Below are 18,300 nucleotides of genomic sequence, written 5' to 3' on the forward strand. Positions count from 1 at the left end.
GGAATCGGAATAGGTAACAGGTGGGAGTTAACGTGTCACCGGTGGCTTAATTTCCGACAACGAAAATCTCTGCAGGCCAGTAAGGGCGTGACTTCTAACCTGTTACCCCTTATTACCTGATCTCGCTATAGCTCCACCCTTTTTACGATCAGATCCTGCAAGTGCAATGACGAATAACTTCACTTTTATAGCAGGGAGAGTCACTCCTCTTGCCTTGAACCACCTAGTGACAATCGTACTCCAGCCAATGCCCGGGGCGGTTGCGCCGTTCTGTGTAACATCGCACCAGCATTCAACAATTAAGCGCCCATCGGGTGGCGAAAGCTGATTGTCTTGGTTCATGAACTCTGCAAGCCCCATTACCTGCTCGAACTGTTCCTCCATGCGGATATTTTCGTCTTCCGCTTCGAGCCTGGCTCGACGTTCCTCGCTAAGCTCGCGGCGCTGGAGTTCAAGCTCGTCCATTAGGTGTTGATTTTGGGCTGCTGTGATTTCGAGCTGAGCCGAAAGCTTTACCAGCTCTTGCTCTGCCTTTTCCCGCCCGGCCTGCGCTTCATCAAGCTGCTCGCTGGCGCTCTTCTCGCCTTCGCGGCGTAACTGAGCCTGGTGCGCCTTAAGGATGGCGGGTGCGCTGCCTGACAGGCGCGGGAGCGGCAGTTCGTGACTCGCAGCTGCAGAGCCGTTGATCACAAGTGCAAGGGTTCCGCTGTCGTTGGCCGGCTGGGCGATACCTGCTGCATATTCGGCGCGCTCGGTAGCCTCATCGACAAGACGCTCAATCCACTTCCGCCATATCAGAACGCTAGCGGCTGGTACGGGCCCTGAACTTGTTGCGATTGTTAAGGCTTGCTGCCCGGTACTAGCAGAGTCGAAGTAAGCGGCGAGCGCGTCAAAAGTAACTGGAATGGTTCTGTCCGATCGACCCTTAGAAAAGACCGATGCATGCATAGTCTGAATGGGCTGATTTGGTAGAGCGCATGTCGCGAGTGTAGCGGCGAGCTCGGAAGCGAGCAGGCGAGGATTTAAATGATGGCCTGAAGCCCAGTCGCCATAGATCCGATCGAGCCTGATACGCCCGAAAGGTTCTAACTGTTCGTCTCGACCGACTCCCGCCATCTGGCTAGCTCATATATTGTCAGCTGTACGAATATCCAGCCGTGGTCGATATGGTAACCGTCCCGCACTTGAAAAAGGAACCCTTGAGACTCATTGGGAAAGATTTATCTAAATTCAATGCTTTCAAGCGCGTTTAATGCTCACAACGTTGGCGCCAGCGCACACCGCATCGATTGAATCAGCCCACGCCTGCATCATTTCACTGCGCTGCGCCACGTAGGCTGCGTGGTTGTAGGTGCCGCGAATCTCGTCAGTGTCGCCGTGGGCGAGCTGGCGCTCGATCCAATCCTTATTATACCCGCGCCCGTTCAACTCGGTGCTTAGCAGGTGGCGGAACCCGTGCCCGGTCTGCCGACCCTCGTACCCCATCTGGCGCAGAGCCTTGTTTACAGTGTTCTCGCTCATCGGCCTTTCAGGATTGGCGCCAGCAAATACCAGTGAGTAATGCCCGGTCACCTCATGGAGCTGGCGCAAGATAGTGACGGCCTGGCGGGGGAGTGGCACAACATGGGGGCGACGGGCTTTCATGCGGGCGGCAGGAATCGTCCAGAGCGCGGCATCTAAATCGAACTCCGACCACGGCGCTTGGCGAAGCTCACCAGGGCGAACGGCGGTCAGCACCAGAAGTTTGATGGCATGGCGAGTCAGGATATGAATTTTGGCGGCGTCAGACTTACCAAGCAGCTCGGGCAATTCGGCAAAGCTGACGTGCGGATGGTGGCGGGCGGCTTTGGCCTGCGCCGCTACTACGCTCAGGTCGGTGGCCGGGTTGGCGTCCACGACGCCCTTGGCCAACCCGTACCGGAATATCTGGTGTAGCCACTGGCGGATCTTGCCGGCGGCATTCAACGTGCCCCTTGCTTCGACCTTGCGCACCAGTTCCACCAGATCGGGGCGGGTGATCGCTTTCACCGGGCGGGCGCCGATGCCGGGTATCAAATCGTTTTCAAGGTACAGCTTGGCCTTGTAGGTGGTGCTCTCTGCCCAGCGAGGGGAGTTATAGGCAAACCATTCTCGCGCCAGCGACTCGAAGGTAACGCCTTCGACAGCCTGTGCTTGCTTGGCGGCTTTCTTGTGTTGGCCAGGGTCGACGCCATCGACGATCAACTGGCGCGCGTCGTCGCGTAACTGACGAGCCTTTGCCAGCGTGATTGCGGGGTATGAGCCAAGCGCCAGCATCTTTGCGCTGCCGTTGAAGCGATAGCGGTACCGCCACAGTTTGGAGCCAGTCTGCGTGACTTCCAGGCAAAGCCCGTTGGCATCACTGAGACGATACAGCTTCTCTTTTGGCTTGGCGGTGCGGATGGTGGTGTCTGAGAGTGACAAAGCAGCCTCCTGCGGGCCGCACCGGGCGGGCGTTTCGCCGCAGGGTGTGAGTAGATTTCTAGACCGAACTGAATCTACTCACGAATCTACTCACAATCGTCCGGGCTTACAAGAGAACCCTTGGGAACGCTGGACAACAAAAAGCCCGCACTAAGCGGGCTTCTCGTTTGCTTTCAGGTGTTGTTGGAACCACCTGAAAACGAAAGGTGGTGCCCAGAGACGGAATCGAACCGCCGACACGGGGATTTTCAATCCCCTGCTCTACCGACTGAGCTATCTGGGCAACGGGGCGCATTAGACTTGTTTTTCAGGGGGTCGTCAAGCGTGTTGTTAAAAAAATTTCAGTTATTACCGTCGCTTACGACCCTTACCTGCTGGAAACGCTTATTTCTCTGGGGGAACGTAGCCTTCGGCCTGGGCGTATTCTTCGCCGGACAGGTACTTGTCCATCTCGCCCTGGATGAATTTGCGGTCGTCGATGTTCATCATGTTCAGGCGACGTTCGTTGATCAGTAGCGTCTGGTGTTTCTGCCAGTCGCCCCAGGCTTTTAGTGAGACGTGGTTGAAGATATCTTCGCCTTTGGCACCTGGGTACGGAGGGCGCTCAAGGCCTGGCAGTTCTTCTTTGTACTTGCGGCACATCACGGTGCGGGTCATGACAACTCTCCTGCGTTCAATACGTCGGCTGCGCGTTTCAACAGCTTCTTCACCGGGGCAGCAAGGCCCAGGCGCGGTGGGGTGGCGAGGTTATACCAGAGCCAGTCGGCCTCGGCCACGTGGTGGCTGGACTCTTCGACCTGTATCAGCCACGGCTCGATGCTCAGTTGGAAGTGGCTGAAGGTGTGGATCAGGCCTGGCAGTTCGTGGTGGTTGCCCAGTTCCAGGGCATGTTGATTCGCCAGATGCTCCAGATCGCTGAAGTGATCCAGCTCCGGCAGGCTCCACAAGCCGCCCCAGAGCCCCGTGGACGGGCGCCGGTAAAGCAGAATGGCGCCGTCGCGGTTGGCGAGCATCGGCATCAGCGTGCGCTTCTGTGGGATGGTTTTACGCGGCTTGGGGATCGGGTAGCGAGTCTCCAGCCCGAGCAGGTGCGCTTCACAGCCTTTTTCCAGGGGGCAGAGCAGGCAGCTCGGTTTGCTCCGGGTGCACAGGGTCGCGCCCAGGTCCATCATCGCCTGGGTGTAGTGATTGACCCGTGACTGCGGGGTAAAACACTCAGCCGTGGCCCATAGCTGTTTGGCGACCTTCGGCTCGCCGGGGTAGCCCTCCTGGGCGGTGTAGCGCGCCAGAACGCGTTTGACGTTGCCGTCGAGGATCGGCGCACGCAGGTCCATGCTCAGGCTGGCGATTGCACCGGCGGTAGAAAGACCGATCCCCGGCAGTTCTGTGAGCTGTTCGACATTGCGGGGAAACTCGCTGCCGTGGTATGCCACGACGATTTTTGCAGTCTTCTGCAAGTTGCGTGCGCGGGTGTAGTAGCCCAGCCCGGTCCACAGGTGGAGTACTTCGTCCTCCGGTGCATCGGCCAGGGCCTGGACCGTCGGCAGCGCATCCATGAACCGGTCAAAGTAATTGAGCACGGTGCTGACTTGCGTCTGCTGCAGCATGATCTCCGAAACCCATACCCGGTACGGCGTGATGCCCTGTTGCCAAGGCAAGTCATGCCGACCGTGATCGTCATACCATTCCAGTACGGCCGCTGAAAACTGCTCGGGTTTCATCGATTGAACAGACCTTTGAGGGCGTCTTTGAGTTGTGGGCTGACTTTATCGCCGAGCTTGTCTTCGATTTTCTGCTGGAGCTTGTCGCCGGCCAGTTTCGCCGCGACTTGGCCCAGTTTTTCGTTGTCCAGGCGGCAGGCTTTGGCGCCCAGTTCCAAAGGACCACGGCAGCGCACGGGCCATTCGATACCGGCGTAGCGTTCGTTGATCTGACACGCTGGGTCGGGCATGTCGCTCTTGTCGCCTTCGATGATGATGGCGATGCGGTAATCCATGCCCAGAACGCGCAGGTCTACGTCACCATCGCCTTTGACCGTGAGCCCCGGAATGCCCACTTTGAGGTCCGGGTTACTGGCGACACCGTTATGAAAGACCAGATTGCCGTTGAGCTGCTGGAACGGGGTGTCCTTGCCGCGCGGTTCGCTGTCGAGGGTTTTGCGGTTGAGCTTGGCAATGCCCTGGCAAAGCTGTTGTTCCAGGTTGGCGTTGACCAGCACGCCGTCGTTGAGCATGAAGCTGGCGGTGCCGTTGAGTCCGTCGATCAGGACTTTTTCGCTGTTGCCTTTGCTGGTCAGGTCGCTGCTCAAGGTCAGCAGGCCTTTGACCGGCGGCGTTTGGTCCTTGCTCTGGATGAAGCGTTCGACCGGCACTTTGGCGATGTGGGTTTGCACGCGCATCAGCGGAATGTCCGGGCGCACGTCAAGGTTGCCTTTGACTTCGAAATTGCCGTTGTAGAGATCGCCACGCAGGCTTTCGAGGGTGATCTGCCCGGCCTGGGCCTGGGTTTTGAGTACGGCATTCTGGATCGGCAGCTTGTTGAGGGTCAGCGTGCCGAAGTTGAGATCAGCCTGGACATCGAGTGTGCGCATGCGCTCCAGCGGCAGTAGCTGGGTGTTGCTCCATGCGCCTTGCGTCGGCGCGTTCGGCAGCGGGGTTGTGCCGCCACTCGCTGCAAAGGCCTGGCTTTGGGTGCTCTCAACTTCGGATTTACGTGCTGCGCCAGCGCTTTTGGCGGCTTCGGACTTGCCCGGGCGATAGCGATCAGCGTCGAAGGTGTCACCCTTGAGCTGGACGCGTAGCGCCTGTTTGGCGAAGTCGTCGACGGCAAGGCGTCCGGTGAAGGTGCTGTCGTCGACCTTCAGGTTGAGGTCTTCGAAGGCCATGCTGGTCGGGTTACCGGTGAGGCGGCTGACCATTTCGAACTTGTTCAGGCTGCCTGCGGCCATCTCGGGTACCGGTTGACCGATACCTTCGAGGAAATCGTGCAGGTTGAACTGCGCGATGGACAGGCCGCCACTGAGCTGTGGTGTCTTGTCCAGGTCGCGAACGTGCAGTTCGCCCAAGGCGCGCAGTTGGTTGGCTGAGAGCTTCAAGCCGTTCCACTCCGCGACGTTGGCTGCCAGGTCCACCAGCAGTTGCCCTTGTGCAGCAAAGGTCAGGGTTTTCCCGTCCAGCGGTTCGCCCGATGCTTCGCCGGACAGGCGCATGTCTTCGAATTGGTAGCGTTTGAGCACACGATCGAAGCGCAGTTGCCCGGCCAGTTCGGTCTTGGCGCGGATCACCGGCTGGTTAGTGCTGAAGAAGGCGGTGAGTTTGACCGGGATGTTGGTCCCTTCATGCACTGCGCCGGTACTCAGTTGAATGCTTTCGGCACTGAATTGCCGACCATTCTTGGCATCGTTGAAGTCGATGCGCGCGTTGTTGACGGTCAGGCTGTCGATGTCCAGTTTGATCGGTTGCGAGGTTTTTTCCGGCGTTGTTGCCGTGCCTTGTGCAGTCTGACCGGCTGCGCCTGGTTCAACCGGGGGCGGCGTTGCGGGCTGTGCCGGACGCCCAATGTCCTCCCAGTTGCCATGGCCATTTTCGTCGCGGTTCAGCGTCAGGTTGAGGCCTTCGACGCGGACATCGCTCATCTGCACTTCGCGGCGCAATAGCGGCAGGACGCGCACGGAGAGCCCGAGCATCTGCAGGTCGGCAAAGGGTTTGGTGGGGGCGGTCAGGGTCGCCACGCTGGCGTCATGCAACTCCAACCCAAGCCAGGGGAACAGGCTCCAGCCGATGTCGCCGTTGAGTGTCAGCTCTAGGTGGGCCTTGTCGCGTGCCAGCTGGCGAATCTCGTCTTTATAGTCGTTGGGATCAAACAGATGGCTCAGAGCAAAGCCCAGAGCCACGATGATCAGCAACAGCCCGAGAATAACCAGACCCAGGATTTTGCCGAACGCTTTCATGGGCGAGTCCTTGTAATTGAATCATTCAAAATTTAGCCCGCGAGTATAGCCTCCACAAACAGTAACCGGGCTGCCGATGCCTCCGGGTGTGACTTACCCTTGGTTCAGGGCCTGTTGCGCGTCCAGTTGCAAGTCGAGTTTAGCCGCCAGCGCCTGAGCCTCCAGTTGTCCGACTGGCGCCAGCAGGCGTAGTTCACAACCCGCCTCATGAGCCATTCTTTGCGCCTCGACCAGCAAGCGTTCGGCCACCCCCCGGCGCCGGGTGAGCTTGCGTACGCACAGCTGCGACAGGTGCCAGACGTTGCCCTGGCGTTGCACGCGAGCGGCACCCAACAGGCGGTCATTGAACCGAGCAGCCAGCAAGCTGCCGTTGCTCAGGCCTGCGGTGATCAACGCCTGACTATCGCCAAACGGTGCAAGCAGCCACTCCGGTGCATCGCGGTAAATCTTCTGCAGATCTTCCTGATCCTGATAGGAGGCTGAATGTACGGACTCAATGACGATGGGCATTACGTTTCCTCGATCAAGCGTGAGTGGTGTAGAGCGTAGTGGCATTAGGGCCAGACAGCGCGAATAAAGGTGCTGGCATATAGCCTTCCGTAGAGGCCGTGATGGTACCCTCTGGGCCATCGTCAGTCCTCCTGCGTCTTTTTGTCACGTCTGGGGGATCTCTGCCGATAAGACAAGCGTTGCCTGCGTGCATGGAAGGTTGTGGGTGAAACACGTAATTGCCTTGCGAGCTACATCCAATCCGGGGAAATAATAATGAACACACACGCTACGCTGAGCGGCATTGTCGCGCAGCCCGCGTTCTTGTCCAAAGAACGCATCATCGCCAAGCCCGGTTTCAACCGTTGGCTGGTACCCCCAGCAGCATTGGCCATCCATCTGTGCATCGGCATGGCGTATGGTTTTTCGGTGTTCTGGTTGCCGCTGTCCAAAGCCATTGGCATGACCGCGCCGGTTGCTTGCGCGCCGAACATGAGCTTCCTGGCCCAGGTGTTTGCATCGGATTGCGACTGGCCGATTTCGATGCTGAGCTGGATTTTTACCCTGTTTTTCATCTTCCTGGGCTGTTCCGCAGCCATTTGGGGCGGCTGGCTGGAGCATTCCGGTCCGCGTAAGGCGGGCGTCGTTTCGGCGTTGTGCTGGTGCGGCGGGCTGGTGATTTCCGCGCTGGGTATTTATACCCACCAGATCTGGCTGATGTGGCTGGGCTCCGGTGTGATCGGCGGTATCGGCCTGGGGTTGGGCTATATCTCGCCAGTCTCGACGCTGATCAAGTGGTTCCCGGACAAGCGCGGCATGGCGACCGGCATGGCAATCATGGGTTTCGGTGGCGGGGCAATGGTTGGCGCACCGTTGGCTGCAGCCTTGATGGGCCATTTTGCTTCGCCCGCTGGTGCGGGTGTGTGGCAGAGTTTCCTGGTGATGGCGGCGATCTATTTTGTCTTCATGATCGGCGGTGCCCTGGGTTACCGCGTTCCACCGACCGGCTGGAAGCCTGAGGGTTGGACTGCTCCGGCAAAGAAAGCCAGCAACGCGATGATTACTCACCGCCATGTGCACGTTAGCGTGGCGTGGAAAACTCCGCAGTTCGCTCTGGTGTGGCTGGTGCTGTGCCTGAACGTGTCGGCGGGCATCGGCATCCTCGGCATGGCCTCGCCACTGCTGCAGGAAGTGTTCGCCGGTAAATTGCTCGGCAACGGTTTGGCGTATGGCCAACTGGACGCCGTTCAACTGGGGCAGATTGCTGCCATCGCTGCGGGTTTTACCGGTTTGCTGAGCTTGTTCAACATCGGTGGACGTTTCTTCTGGGCGACTTTTTCCGATTACATCGGCCGTAAAGCCACGTACTTCGTGTTCTTTTTTCTGGGCTTTTTGCTCTACGCGTCAGTGCCTTCGTTGAGTCACTTGGGCAGCATTGCACTGTTTGTGGCAGCGTTCTGCGTGGTTCTGTCGATGTACGGTGGTGGTTTTGCGACTGTTCCGGCTTATCTGGCGGATCTGTTTGGCACGCAAATGGTCGGCGCGATTCATGGTCGTCTGCTGACCGCCTGGGCCGCAGCGGGCGTATTGGGTCCGGTGTTGGTCACCTACTTGCGTGAGTATCAGTTGAGCATCGGCGTTGCGCGCGCTGACGCCTACGACATCACCCTGTACATCCTTGCGGGCCTACTGGTGCTGGGCTTTATCTGCAACCTGCTGATTCGTCCGGTGGCCGATAAGCATTTCATGACTGACGAAGCGTTGGCTGTGGAGCAATCCTACGGTCACGATGCCGGTGCGGATCACACCACCGTGCTGGAGTGGAAAGCTTCGCCTGCCAGCATGCCTCTGGTCGTCGCGGCCTGGTTGGCGGTAGGCATCCCGCTGACTTGGGGCGTGTGGGTCACCCTGCAAAAAACGGCCGTGTTGTTTCACTGACAGCCGACTGTAAACGCGCGTTTGTGTGGCACGGGTGTTGATTTAAGTGCCACATGAACGTCTGGGGTATGATGCAGGCGTTGGTTTCAGAGTAACCATAATTACGCGCTACGCCTCCCCGACTTCTCGGCGCGATAAACCTCGGCGAAAATATCGGTGATCGGGCGTTGTGGATGACGTGTGTGCAGCGCCCGGACCTGAGCGCTCATCCGCAGCAACTCGGGGCTGGGCTTGGCCCATTGTTCTTTGGGCAGCGGTTCCGACCAGTCGCGCATCGCCTCTGGCAGCGCTTGACGAGCCATGCGTTTGACCCGGCCAACCTCCCACTCAGTCAGGTAAAACGGCAAGGTCCAGAAGGTCATGACGTGAAACAGGTACCAGAAAAAGCCATAGACCCAGCCGCGCTGCTTGTCGCGAATCTCCTGATGCAGGCGAGCGCGGGCGTTGCGGAAGGTGTGCAGGCCTTCGTGGGGTGGATCGTCGGGACCTTGTAGATCGAGCGGGTCGGTGATCTCTTTCAGGGTGTGGACTTCGTACTCCATGTACGCGCGGATGGCCTCCCAGTTGCTGATGGCGATGGGCAGTGCGGGGCAGACGAACTCCAAGGTAAAACGCTCGCCGCTGGCCTCATGGTAAAAACCCACGCCCATGCCGTATTGACGTTGGACGCCGTATTGATTGGCGCCCTGGGCTTGAATCACCCAGGCGGTGACCGATTCCCAAGGCACGATCACGGGTTCGCTTTCGTCGTTGGGGACGAAACAGACTTCACGGCGTTGACGGTTGAAACGGGTTGGGATGACTTCCTCGTATTTGTTGTGCATGTAGAACCAGATGAGGAGCGCCATAGCAAGAGCATACAAACTAACTCCCACACTTAACCCCCAGCCAGCTCGGTGCGTTCCAGCGATAACTTCCAAAGCCTCGGATGAGCTATAGCCGACCGAAAGACCTATCAACCCCAAAATCAGCGGCAACAGAAAACTGATCATGACAAAACCATTAAATGGGCCACCCAAGGTGACCTGCCATGAAAAAGCCTGTGGTGAACCCAATCCGAAATCCAAATAAACGTCGTTAAGCTCCCCCACATAGGGACATTGCGGCGGCAGCTGTGTAGGTAAAGGCAATGGGGCCAAGTAGGTGATGCGACCGCTGGGAAACGGCTCCACATCACCTGCCTGCTTGGGTTGCTGAAGATGAAGCTGGGGTTCGGGCAGGGTGATTTCAGGCGCCTTACTCATCAGCGCCCTCCAGTGTCAGCGGATCAACCGTCAACAGCTCCGCCTTACCGTATCGGGGCTCAAAGGGTGCCACCGGGAAAACACCTTCGCCATTAGGGTCCAGCCGCAGGTGGTAGAGATGCGTCTGGGCCTCACCCTCGTTGTCGTAGGTTTGCACGGCGACAGCCAGGATCAGTGCGGCCTTGGCCACGGTCGAGGGTCTCTCCCATTCATCCGGGTAATCCAGCCGAAGTATCAATGGCGCGGACTGCACCACCCGCAGGCTGGCGATCACCCGCTCACTGACGATGGCCCATTGGTCGCTGTCGAAGCCGCGGTCCCACTGGGCGGTGATGATCCGATACGCAGCGATGCTCAGGCGATGCGAGGTGTTGTGGCGGTTGTAGCGCGAGGTGCCACCCCGTTCAACTTCAGGCGACTTACTCATCAGCGCCCTCCAGCTTTAGCGGGTCGGTATGACTGCCCATCATGCGCTGCGCTTCCCCGACTTCTCGGCGCGATAAACCTCGGCGAAAATATCGGTGATCGGGCGTTGTGGATGACGTGTGTGCAGCGCCCGGACCTGAGCGCTCATCCGCAGCAACTCGGGGCTGGGCTTGGCCCATTGTTCTTTGGGCAGCGGTTCCGACCAGTCGCGCATCGCCTCTGGCAGCGCTTGACGAGCCATGCGTTTGACCCGGCCAACCTCCCACTCAGTCAGGTAAAACGGCAAGGTCCAGAAGGTCATGACGTGAAACAGGTACCAGAAGAAGCCATAGACCCAGCCGCGCTGCTTGTCGCGAATCTCCTGATGCAGGCGAGCGCGGGCGTTGCGGAAGGTGTGCAGGCCTTCGTGGGGCGGGTCATCGGGGCCTTGCAGGTCTAGAGGGTCGGTGATCTCTTTCAGGGTGTGGACTTCGTATTCCATGTAGGCGCGGATGGCCTCCCAGTGGCTGATGGCGATGGGCAGTGCGGCGCAGGAAAACTCGACGCTGACCACCCGATCATTATAGAAAAAGCCCAAACCCATCCCGTACTGACGCTGCACACCGTATTGATTGACGCCTTGAGCTTCTATGACCCAGGCCGAGAGGGATTCCCACGGAACGAAAACCGGCACTTCAGCATCCTCGGGCATGAAGCACACTTCACGGCGTTGACGGTTGAAACGGGTTGGGATGATTTCCTCGTATTTGTTGTGGACGTAGAACCAGATTAGGAAAGCCATGGCGAGTGCAAAAAAGCTGATTCCCACAGTCATTCCCCAGCCAGCGCGGTGCGTCCCAACGATCACGTCCCAAACCTCGGGCAACTCAGCGCCCATCGACATAACTATCAATCCACCGATGAGCGGCAACACAAAACTGGCCAAGACAAAAAAATTAAATGGGAGGCCTAAGTTGGCCTGCCATGAGAAAGCCCCCGGCCACCCCAATCCGAAGTCCAAATACACATCGTTAAGCTCCCCCACATAGGGACATTGTGGCGGCAGCTGTGTAGGTAAAGGCAACGGGGCCAAGTAGGTAATACGACCGCTGGGAAACGGCTCCATATCACCCGCCTGCCTGGGTTGCTGAAGCTGCGGTTCGGGCAGGGTAATTTCAGGGGCCTTACTCATCAGCGCCCTCCAGTGTCAGCGGGTCGACCGTCAACAGCTCTGCCGTAGCGTATCGGGGCTCAAAGGGCGCCACCGGGAAAGTGCCTTCGCCATTTGGGTCCAGCCGCAGGTGGTAGAGATGCGTCTGGGCCTCACCCTCGCTGTCGTAGGTGTGCACGGCAACAGCGAGGATCAGTGCGGTCTTGGCCACGGTCGAGGGCCTCTCCCATTCATCCGGGTAATCCAGCCTAAGTATCAATGGCGCGGACTGCACCACCCGCAAACTGGCAATCACCCGCTCACTGACGATGGCCCATTGATCGCTGTCGAATCCGCGGTCCCATTGGGCGGTGATGATCCGATACGCAGCGAGGCTCAGGCGATGAGAGGGCGTATCCGACAGAGGTGTTCGCAAGTTGGCGAGACTGAGGCCGGGCAGTGTTAGATGGATCGCGCCGCGCGGCGCGGCGCTTGGCGCAGCATGTCTTGCCAGCGGTCGTTGTGGAGTTTAGGACCCACCTGTACCTGTGGCACCTGCAACAGCCACGTCAGTTTTCGTTGATATTCAACGAGGCTCAGGAATTGGCGCTTGTCGCCATCCAGGCTCCACGGGGTGCTTTCCAGCCATTGATCATGAGGCGAGGTGTTGTGGCGGTTGTAGAGCCAGGTGCCACCCAGTTCAATGACAGTGAAGAACGCGCCCGCCAGATTGACGCGAAAGAACACTGTCGACATCCGTACTCCGGCGGCGGCCCAAGCGGCGATGCGCGCGGCGCGATTGGGCGCCAATATAACTTTATAGGCCGAATGCAATACATTACCTAGGTCATAAGAATGACTCGCAAGTTGCCCTCCTGCGCCCACCATGGCCAACGTTGCGCTGTTTTGAAGTGTACGGTTGCCACTACGTACAGCCTGTTGCCAATTGCTATGGTGTGCATTGAGGCTGGCGCCGGTTGCAAAAATCCCAGCGACTGAACCGAGCAGCCCCAACCCGACATGCATCTTGCCCAACTGCACATGCACATTATTCAAAGCATGTTGTTGAAACACGCTGGCAAGTTGGGTGGCTCTGGCTGTCAACGCAGTGTCTAAAATCCCACGAACCGCCGTAAACCCAGAAGTGGCCGTAGCAGTGCCGGCAACAACGAGCGAACGAAACCCTTCGTTGTCCCAAGCCAACACCTTGGTTTCCTTGGTCAACACCACCAAATTCACCATCTGCGCCACAAACAGCAGCACCCCCACCCCATCGCCCAGCACATTCAGCTTCGGCGCAGTCTGTATCCCCTGGCGCACGTTCCCCATCAAATGTCCCAACTCCTGCTGTTGCGCAGGCGGGAACAGCAAGGTCACGCCCGCCTTGCCCTGCGCGGCGCCGTAGAGTCTGACGGATTCATGGGGCAGCTCGGGGATGGGGCTGATGGCTTTGGCCAGGCGCGCCTCTATCGTGTCCAGTGTCCCGCGAATTTGGTAGATTTCGGCCTGCAATTTTTTCGCTTCGGGCTCTTTGTGGTCCCAGCGACGGATGATCTGGTTGCGCTCATGGGTCACCCGCTTGAGCGCTCGACGCTGCTCAAGCACTTCTTTGAGGTCGTTCTGCAAGGCGGTTTGTTCGGCCGGGGTGGCGAAGGTGAAGGTCGCGCCTTCGCGTTTTGCGGCTTCGAGAATTCGCCCCGGCAGGGCTTTGGGCAGGTTGCGGAACAGTTGGTCCAGGTCTGGCATCTGTTCGCGTTGAATGCCCTGGATGAATGCGCTTTGTATCCGTTCCATTCCGCGACTCAGGGCTGGCGCCAAGGTATCGCGCGCGCCTTCTGCGACCACGCGAACGTTGTCGGGCAATTGATCGAGGGCCGGGAGTCTGCCCTGAGTGATCCGTTGCCACTCGCTGATCCAGTGCGGCAGATTGTTGAGCAACGCATAACCGACGTTGACCAGCGTGGCGTACTGGGTGGTCAGTTGGCTTTGTTCGCTCAACGGCAAGGTATGCAGGAGCGGCAGGCTGAACTGCGGATTCTTCTCCAGCCACTCGAGCATCGCTTGGCTGGACGTGTCGCTGCGGCAGATGTCTTTCAGGCAGGCGTATTCGGCGCTGAACGCCGCCAGTTGCTGCGCGGCCTGTTGTGCATCGAAATACCAGGCGGCACGATGGAAGCGGCCGGCAGCGACCAACGCCACCCGGTCTTCGCTGATGAGGTCGAGCAAGGGATTCCAGCGCGCCAGATTTGCCCTGTGCTCAGCCAGCACGTGATCCATGGCGGCACGGTCGATCAGTTCATTGACGCCGCGCTGCCCGATTTTTGCACCCGCGAGCACGTCCTTGATGCGTTGGTTCTGCTCTTTGCCCAACTGGACCAGCGCCTTGAGGTGGCGCTCGACAAAGTCGTCCGGCGCTGGCCGCATGAACTGGCGAGTGTGATAGCGCCAGTCAACATCCTGAAGGATCACGACCTTTATCGACCCCAAGGCGAGGCTGCCGAAAAAGCCTTGCTCCTTGCGAAACTGATCAAGCGCTTCCTGACGCTCCTCCAGCAAGGCCTCGGGGGGATCGGTTTTTTGACTGGAAACGGCCTGACCGCTGTTATTCAAATGATCGAGTAATGCGCGCCCGGCATGGTTGCGCTGTGGTGACGGCAGGTCATCCAGGTCCTGAAGCATGGCCTTGATCGCCGGATCATCGCTGGCATTGGCCAGTCCCGTCAGGTTGCTTTCATTGAGCAGGGTCAGGGATTCGATGTAACAGGCCAGCAAGTAATCGCGCTCGTTGGCGTTCTCCTGCGCGCCACCCTCGGCCCACCCCTCGATCCAGCCGACCACCGCGTCTTGATAGTTGGCCAGGTCGGTCAATACGCCGATGTCGTCATGCACCACCAGGCACAGCGTGTCGTGTTGGTAAAGCGGCAGCACGCGCGTTAGCAGTTCGCCGACATGCGCCTCGCGAAAGCGTTTGGGGGTCTCCCACAGATAAGGCATGCGCTCCTTCGCTGGCAGGTCGGTGTCGGGCAGCAGCGCATCATCTTCGGCCAATTCAGCCAGCCAGCGCTCGGTCTGTTGTAAGGTGAGCAGGTCCTTGCCACCGGTTTCGCAATTGACGTTGGCGAGCCCGACAGCTTGCATGAAGTGCGCGCGCTCGTCGGCGCTATTCAGCATCCGGTTGCATTGGGCGGCGGTCCATTGCACGTCGGCAAAACTGACATGCAGGGTGCTGCTCCTGGCAAATACCAAGGCCGGTTCCGCACTTTGCGGTTCACGCTGGTCGTTGCTGACCTCGGCACCTTGCCAGAGCAACGCGCTGATGACGCCTTCGAGAACGCGGTATTCGTGCAGCTCACGGGTCGCGCTGTCGATGATGTACAGCCAGCCGTCACGCAACAGGCGCACGCCCAGCGGCCGGCTTTTCAGCGCATAAGGCAGCGCCAATTCGGTCGACGGATCAGCGCGCTCGACCAGACCGTAACGCAACGGAAGTAACTGCACCTTGGGCTGGCGCAGGGGGCACATGCCGTAGCCGAGGACATCGCCTTTGGATTCGGCGGCGGCAGCGAGGTTGGGGTCTTTGCGGCGATTTTGGGTCATGGGCGGTCCTTGTCTGCCGAGTGGGCCGAGGCCGAGGCCCAGGCGCTTGCCAGTTGGGCGGCTGCGGCGATGCGAGCACTGGGTGTCTGAGCCGACGGGGTGCTCAGCAGCCGCGCAATCTGTGGGTGTTGCTCCAGAGGCGACGAACCCAGCCACGCGAAAATGTTGGCGTAATACGTCAAGTCGGACTGGCTAGTAAAACCCTGCGCGTAGGCGGTGCGGACCTGTCGGTCGAGCGCAGGCCAGCGCTCCGGCAATGGCCTGACGCGGTCGTCGGGAAAATACGCCAGCAGGTGCGCATCGAGTTTCAGTGTGGCTCGACGCAGGTCGACGGCATCCAGCGCAGCATTCTGTTCGGTGCTCAACTCATAACGCTTTGGCAGGTCGGCAGGCGTTGTCAACGCACGTGTGTGCCGATGCCAACCGCCCGTGACACTGTCAGGGATGACCCAGGTATGAATCGGCCCGAACAATCGCTCGTCGCGGGTTTGCGTACTGATCAAAGCGTGCGCCACCGCTGGATCAGCCAGACGTAACATCACCTCGGGCCCCTCACTGACGTGTACCGTCAGCAGTTTGCGCAGATGTTTCGTTAGTTGATTAAGCGGTTCGCGGGTGAACAGCAACGAGCCCCACTCTTGCGCGGCATGTTCGAGGTAGAACTGAAACGCCGGATCGTCGGGCGGCCCGATGGCCACCAACAAGGGGGAAATATCGCGGAGGGCGTTGAAACGCGTTTCCTTGTACAGCGGGATTTTTAGGATGCCGGGCGCACACGCCGTGAGCCTGAGGGGTAAGTCGGGTACCGCTGCGCCATCGAGCAGCAGCACGGCCTGCCCCTGATCCCAAGGCAGGTCCTGAGGAAGTGCAGTGAGCGTATTCATGCTTTCACGGCCTCCTCACAGAGCACGCAGCGTGATCGATGCTCAACGACCAGGTTATGTTTCTGATCGCCCGGTAGAACATCGCGCACCCACACAGGCACCTCGCCGGGTGCCAGCGGCATGGCCGGCGTCCCCGGTACCGGTGCGCCGCCGACCTGGATCGGTGTGCTGCTGAAAATCCCCGCCGGATTGATGACGATGTGCTGACCGTTGATCGACAGCGTCAAGCTGAGGCCACCGCTGATGACGATATTGTCACCGCTGATGTGCACTTCTTGCCCGGCGGCCATCAACAAGTCGCCACCGACGCGGGTGTGACTGCTGCCAGCGACGTCGAGGTGATCGTCGGCCAACAACTGCACTTTGCGGGCGCCGGTGACGGTGACGTTTTCCTCGGCCTTGAGCACGGTGGTGCTGTTGCCTTGGATGGTTTCCAGACGTTCGTTGCCGATTTCGATGCGGCTGTCGTTCTGGATCAACTGCTCCATGTCACGCTGGGCGCGGAGGTAGATCAGTTCTGCCCCGCTCTTGTCTTCCAGGCTCAGCTCATTGAAACCAGACGTTTTTCCGGTGCTTTTACTGCGCAACACGGTTTTGGTCTTGTTGTCCGGCAGGTTGTAAGGCACTTGATGGGTGTTGTTGCTCAGGCATCCGACCACAATCGGCTTGCAGGCGTGCCCTTCTTCAAAGGCGACCAACACTTCCATGCCCACGCGCGGGATGGTGACCGCGCCGTATCCGGCGCCGGCCCAGCTGGAGGCCACCCGCACCCAGCAGCTGGTGCTTTCGTTTTCTTCACTGCGGTCCCAGTGAAAACGGACTTTTACCCGCCCGTATTGATCGCAGTGGATTTCTTCTTCGGCAGGGCCGGTCACCACGGCGGTTTGCATGCCTTGAATCTTCGGGACTGGATGTTTGAGGGCAGGCCGAAATTGCACGGTCTCGCGGATAGCGATGAACTCATTGCGATAACCCTGAGCGATTCGACCGGACTCCACCGGCTCGTCACTGACTGCGTATTCCTCTAATACAGCAGGCTGGCGACCGTCATGAAACACCCAAGTCGGTAGCCAGACCATGTTCCAACCCGGCTCCGGGTGTTCTTCTACCTTTAACGGCGTGCCACTGCGCAGCAAAGGCTGGTCGCTCTGACCTTGAGCGAGCTCAGCATCGCCGCGAAGCCTCTCCAGCGCCCGGCGCGTTCGCACCCGCCCTTGGTGCGCGGTATCAAACTCTCCGGGGTAGATGTACGTCTCAAGGTTCGGAAATACCTTGGAGTCCCGGTCCGCTTCCAGCGAGAGGTGTGCGTTTTGGAAGTCGTAATCGCGGTGGGTGACACGGCTGGCGTGGGTGCTCAGGCCTACGCCGAACGCCTGGATCACCGGATGCTCTGCCGCCATGCCGTTGATCGGCCGAAACGGCATCACCACGGTGGGATTGCCCGCGTGATAGAACTCGGTTTCCTGATCGGCGAAGATCAGTTGGTGCCCTTCCGGGGAGTGCTTGAAGTAATAGAAGTAGACTTCGGCCTCGCACAAACGGCTGACGAAATGCAGGTCAGATTCATCGTACTGAACGCAATATTCGTGCGGGACCGGTTTTTCCGGGCCGATGTTGAACAGCACGTGCAAACCGTTCAGCAAACCATGCCCCTTGAGCACGTCGCGGAGGATGGCTTCAGTGGTCAGGTTCTGGAAAATCCGCCGATTACTGGCGTGCTGCAAATAGCGCAGAAACGGCACCATTACCAGTTGGTAGTGGCTCAGCCGGGTGCCCACTTTGCCTTTCCGGATGGAGTAGATATGGCCGTGCAGGCCCCGATCGCCAAAAGCCAGATAGGCTTCTTTGTGCAGCAGGCTTTCCAGCTCGCGCGGCGGTCGGTCGGTGACCACATCGACGGTGATGTCGAAGCACTCGCTGATGGCCTCTTCGCCGGAAAAGGCTAGAACAAGTAACTCGTTGTCTTTAGCTCCTTTGATGCTGAGCGTGAACGTTGGGGTGTTGGACATCGGCCGGTTTCCATATCTGAAGGACTCGGCAAGTGTCCAGCAGCAAATCATAGATATATAGATTCCATGGCTGACAGGGTGGGTAGGACGATTCCCATTGTTCAGTGGGGATTTGCTTAAGCACCCTTCGACGGCGCCTGTACGTACTCATTTCTCTGGGCTGAACACGCTCCAATCGGGTGCATCCGACCGG

The 18,300-nt window shown here is 59.0% G+C and carries 14 protein-coding genes and 1 tRNA gene; 1 reads left to right on the plus strand and 14 read right to left on the minus strand.

Features of this window, described 5'->3' with window-relative positions:
• Positions 1 to 102: 102 nt before the first annotated feature.
• The 7 genes from RGU44_RS21070 to panM all read right to left on the minus strand — a co-directional run bounded on the left by RGU44_RS21070 (position 103) and on the right by panM (position 6,901).
• The gene (locus RGU44_RS21070; protein WP_322277852.1) at positions 103 to 1,116 is read right to left on the minus strand and encodes a hypothetical protein; all 1,014 of its coding nucleotides are present in this window, start codon (positions 1,114 to 1,116) and stop codon (positions 103 to 105) included.
• 123 nt (positions 1,117 to 1,239) lie between these two features.
• Positions 1,240 to 2,442, minus strand: a complete 1,203-nt coding sequence (locus RGU44_RS21075) for a tyrosine-type recombinase/integrase (protein WP_322277853.1) — start codon at positions 2,440 to 2,442, stop codon at positions 1,240 to 1,242.
• Positions 2,443 to 2,649: 207 nt separating this feature from the next.
• A tRNA-Phe gene (locus tag RGU44_RS21080) sits at positions 2,650 to 2,725 on the minus strand.
• Positions 2,726 to 2,826: 101 nt separating this feature from the next.
• A complete protein-coding gene (locus RGU44_RS21085) occupies positions 2,827 to 3,099 on the minus strand; it encodes an oxidative damage protection protein (RefSeq protein WP_219063674.1) in 273 nt (90 codons plus the stop codon).
• Complete coding sequence (gene mutY / locus RGU44_RS21090; RefSeq protein WP_322277854.1) at positions 3,096 to 4,163, minus strand: A/G-specific adenine glycosylase; 1,068 nt, start codon at positions 4,161 to 4,163, stop codon at positions 3,096 to 3,098. Before mutY ends, RGU44_RS21085 begins: the two co-directional genes overlap by 4 nt.
• Positions 4,160 to 6,391, minus strand: coding sequence for an AsmA family protein (locus tag RGU44_RS21095; RefSeq protein ID WP_322277855.1), 2,232 nt, complete (start codon positions 6,389 to 6,391; stop codon positions 4,160 to 4,162). Before RGU44_RS21095 ends, mutY begins: the two co-directional genes overlap by 4 nt.
• Before the next feature lie 93 nt (positions 6,392 to 6,484).
• Positions 6,485 to 6,901 (minus strand): aspartate 1-decarboxylase autocleavage activator PanM, encoded by a 417-nt coding sequence (gene panM, locus RGU44_RS21100; protein WP_322177351.1) that lies wholly within the window; start codon positions 6,899 to 6,901, stop codon positions 6,485 to 6,487.
• A 255-nt stretch (positions 6,902 to 7,156) separates the two neighbouring features.
• Here panM and RGU44_RS21105 point away from each other — a divergent pair, with 255 nt between their 5' ends.
• Entirely contained in the window at positions 7,157 to 8,818 is a 1,662-nt protein-coding gene (locus RGU44_RS21105) for an OFA family MFS transporter (protein WP_322177352.1), read from the plus strand.
• 101 nt (positions 8,819 to 8,919) lie between these two features.
• On the opposite strand, the gene RGU44_RS21110 is transcribed toward RGU44_RS21105, so the two are convergent.
• The 7 genes from RGU44_RS21110 to tssI all read right to left on the minus strand — a co-directional run bounded on the left by RGU44_RS21110 (position 8,920) and on the right by tssI (position 18,107).
• Positions 8,920 to 9,666: a hypothetical protein gene (locus tag RGU44_RS21110; RefSeq protein WP_322277856.1), complete on the minus strand. Its 747-nt coding sequence runs from the start codon at positions 9,664 to 9,666 to the stop codon at positions 8,920 to 8,922.
• A 388-nt stretch (positions 9,667 to 10,054) separates the two neighbouring features.
• Positions 10,055 to 10,489, minus strand: a complete 435-nt coding sequence (locus RGU44_RS21115) for a hypothetical protein (protein ID WP_322277857.1) — start codon at positions 10,487 to 10,489, stop codon at positions 10,055 to 10,057.
• 39 nt (positions 10,490 to 10,528) lie between these two features.
• Positions 10,529 to 11,269 (minus strand): hypothetical protein, encoded by a 741-nt coding sequence (locus RGU44_RS21120; RefSeq protein ID WP_322277858.1) that lies wholly within the window; start codon positions 11,267 to 11,269, stop codon positions 10,529 to 10,531.
• 382 nt (positions 11,270 to 11,651) lie between these two features.
• The gene (locus RGU44_RS21125; RefSeq protein WP_322277859.1) at positions 11,652 to 12,053 is read right to left on the minus strand and encodes a hypothetical protein; all 402 of its coding nucleotides are present in this window, start codon (positions 12,051 to 12,053) and stop codon (positions 11,652 to 11,654) included.
• Between the two features lie 26 nt (positions 12,054 to 12,079).
• Positions 12,080 to 15,214, minus strand: a complete 3,135-nt coding sequence (locus tag RGU44_RS21130) for a toxin VasX (RefSeq protein ID WP_322277860.1) — start codon at positions 15,212 to 15,214, stop codon at positions 12,080 to 12,082.
• On the minus strand, positions 15,211 to 16,098 hold the full coding sequence (locus RGU44_RS21135; protein ID WP_322277861.1) for a DUF4123 domain-containing protein: 888 nt from the start codon (positions 16,096 to 16,098) through the stop codon (positions 15,211 to 15,213). Before RGU44_RS21135 ends, RGU44_RS21130 begins: the two co-directional genes overlap by 4 nt.
• Complete coding sequence (tssI, locus tag RGU44_RS21140) at positions 16,095 to 18,107, minus strand: type VI secretion system tip protein TssI/VgrG (RefSeq protein WP_322277862.1); 2,013 nt, start codon at positions 18,105 to 18,107, stop codon at positions 16,095 to 16,097. Before tssI ends, RGU44_RS21135 begins: the two co-directional genes overlap by 4 nt.
• Positions 18,108 to 18,300: the final 193 nt, after the last annotated feature.

The organism is Pseudomonas sp. 5C2 (assembly GCF_034314155.1).
Taxonomy (GTDB): Bacteria; Pseudomonadota; Gammaproteobacteria; order Pseudomonadales; family Pseudomonadaceae; genus Aquipseudomonas.

Coding starts and splice junctions, on each gene's coding strand:
- RGU44_RS21070 (WP_322277852.1), bottom strand. CDS start 1,116: ATGGCGGGAGTCGGTCGAGACGAACAGTTAGAACCTTTCGGGCGTATC.
- RGU44_RS21085 (WP_219063674.1), bottom strand. CDS start 3,099: ATGACCCGCACCGTGATGTGCCGCAAGTACAAAGAAGAACTGCCAGGC.
- mutY (WP_322277854.1), bottom strand. CDS start 4,163: ATGAAACCCGAGCAGTTTTCAGCGGCCGTACTGGAATGGTATGACGAT.
- RGU44_RS21095 (WP_322277855.1), bottom strand. CDS start 6,391: ATGAAAGCGTTCGGCAAAATCCTGGGTCTGGTTATTCTCGGGCTGTTG.
- panM (WP_322177351.1), bottom strand. CDS start 6,901: ATGCCCATCGTCATTGAGTCCGTACATTCAGCCTCCTATCAGGATCAG.
- RGU44_RS21105 (WP_322177352.1), top strand. CDS start 7,157: ATGAACACACACGCTACGCTGAGCGGCATTGTCGCGCAGCCCGCGTTC.
- RGU44_RS21110 (WP_322277856.1), bottom strand. CDS start 9,666: ATGGCGCTCCTCATCTGGTTCTACATGCACAACAAATACGAGGAAGTC.
- RGU44_RS21115 (WP_322277857.1), bottom strand. CDS start 10,489: ATGAGTAAGTCGCCTGAAGTTGAACGGGGTGGCACCTCGCGCTACAAC.
- RGU44_RS21120 (WP_322277858.1), bottom strand. CDS start 11,269: ATGGCTTTCCTAATCTGGTTCTACGTCCACAACAAATACGAGGAAATC.
- RGU44_RS21130 (WP_322277860.1), bottom strand. CDS start 15,214: ATGACCCAAAATCGCCGCAAAGACCCCAACCTCGCTGCCGCCGCCGAA.
- RGU44_RS21135 (WP_322277861.1), bottom strand. CDS start 16,098: ATGAATACGCTCACTGCACTTCCTCAGGACCTGCCTTGGGATCAGGGG.
- tssI (WP_322277862.1), bottom strand. CDS start 18,107: ATGTCCAACACCCCAACGTTCACGCTCAGCATCAAAGGAGCTAAAGAC.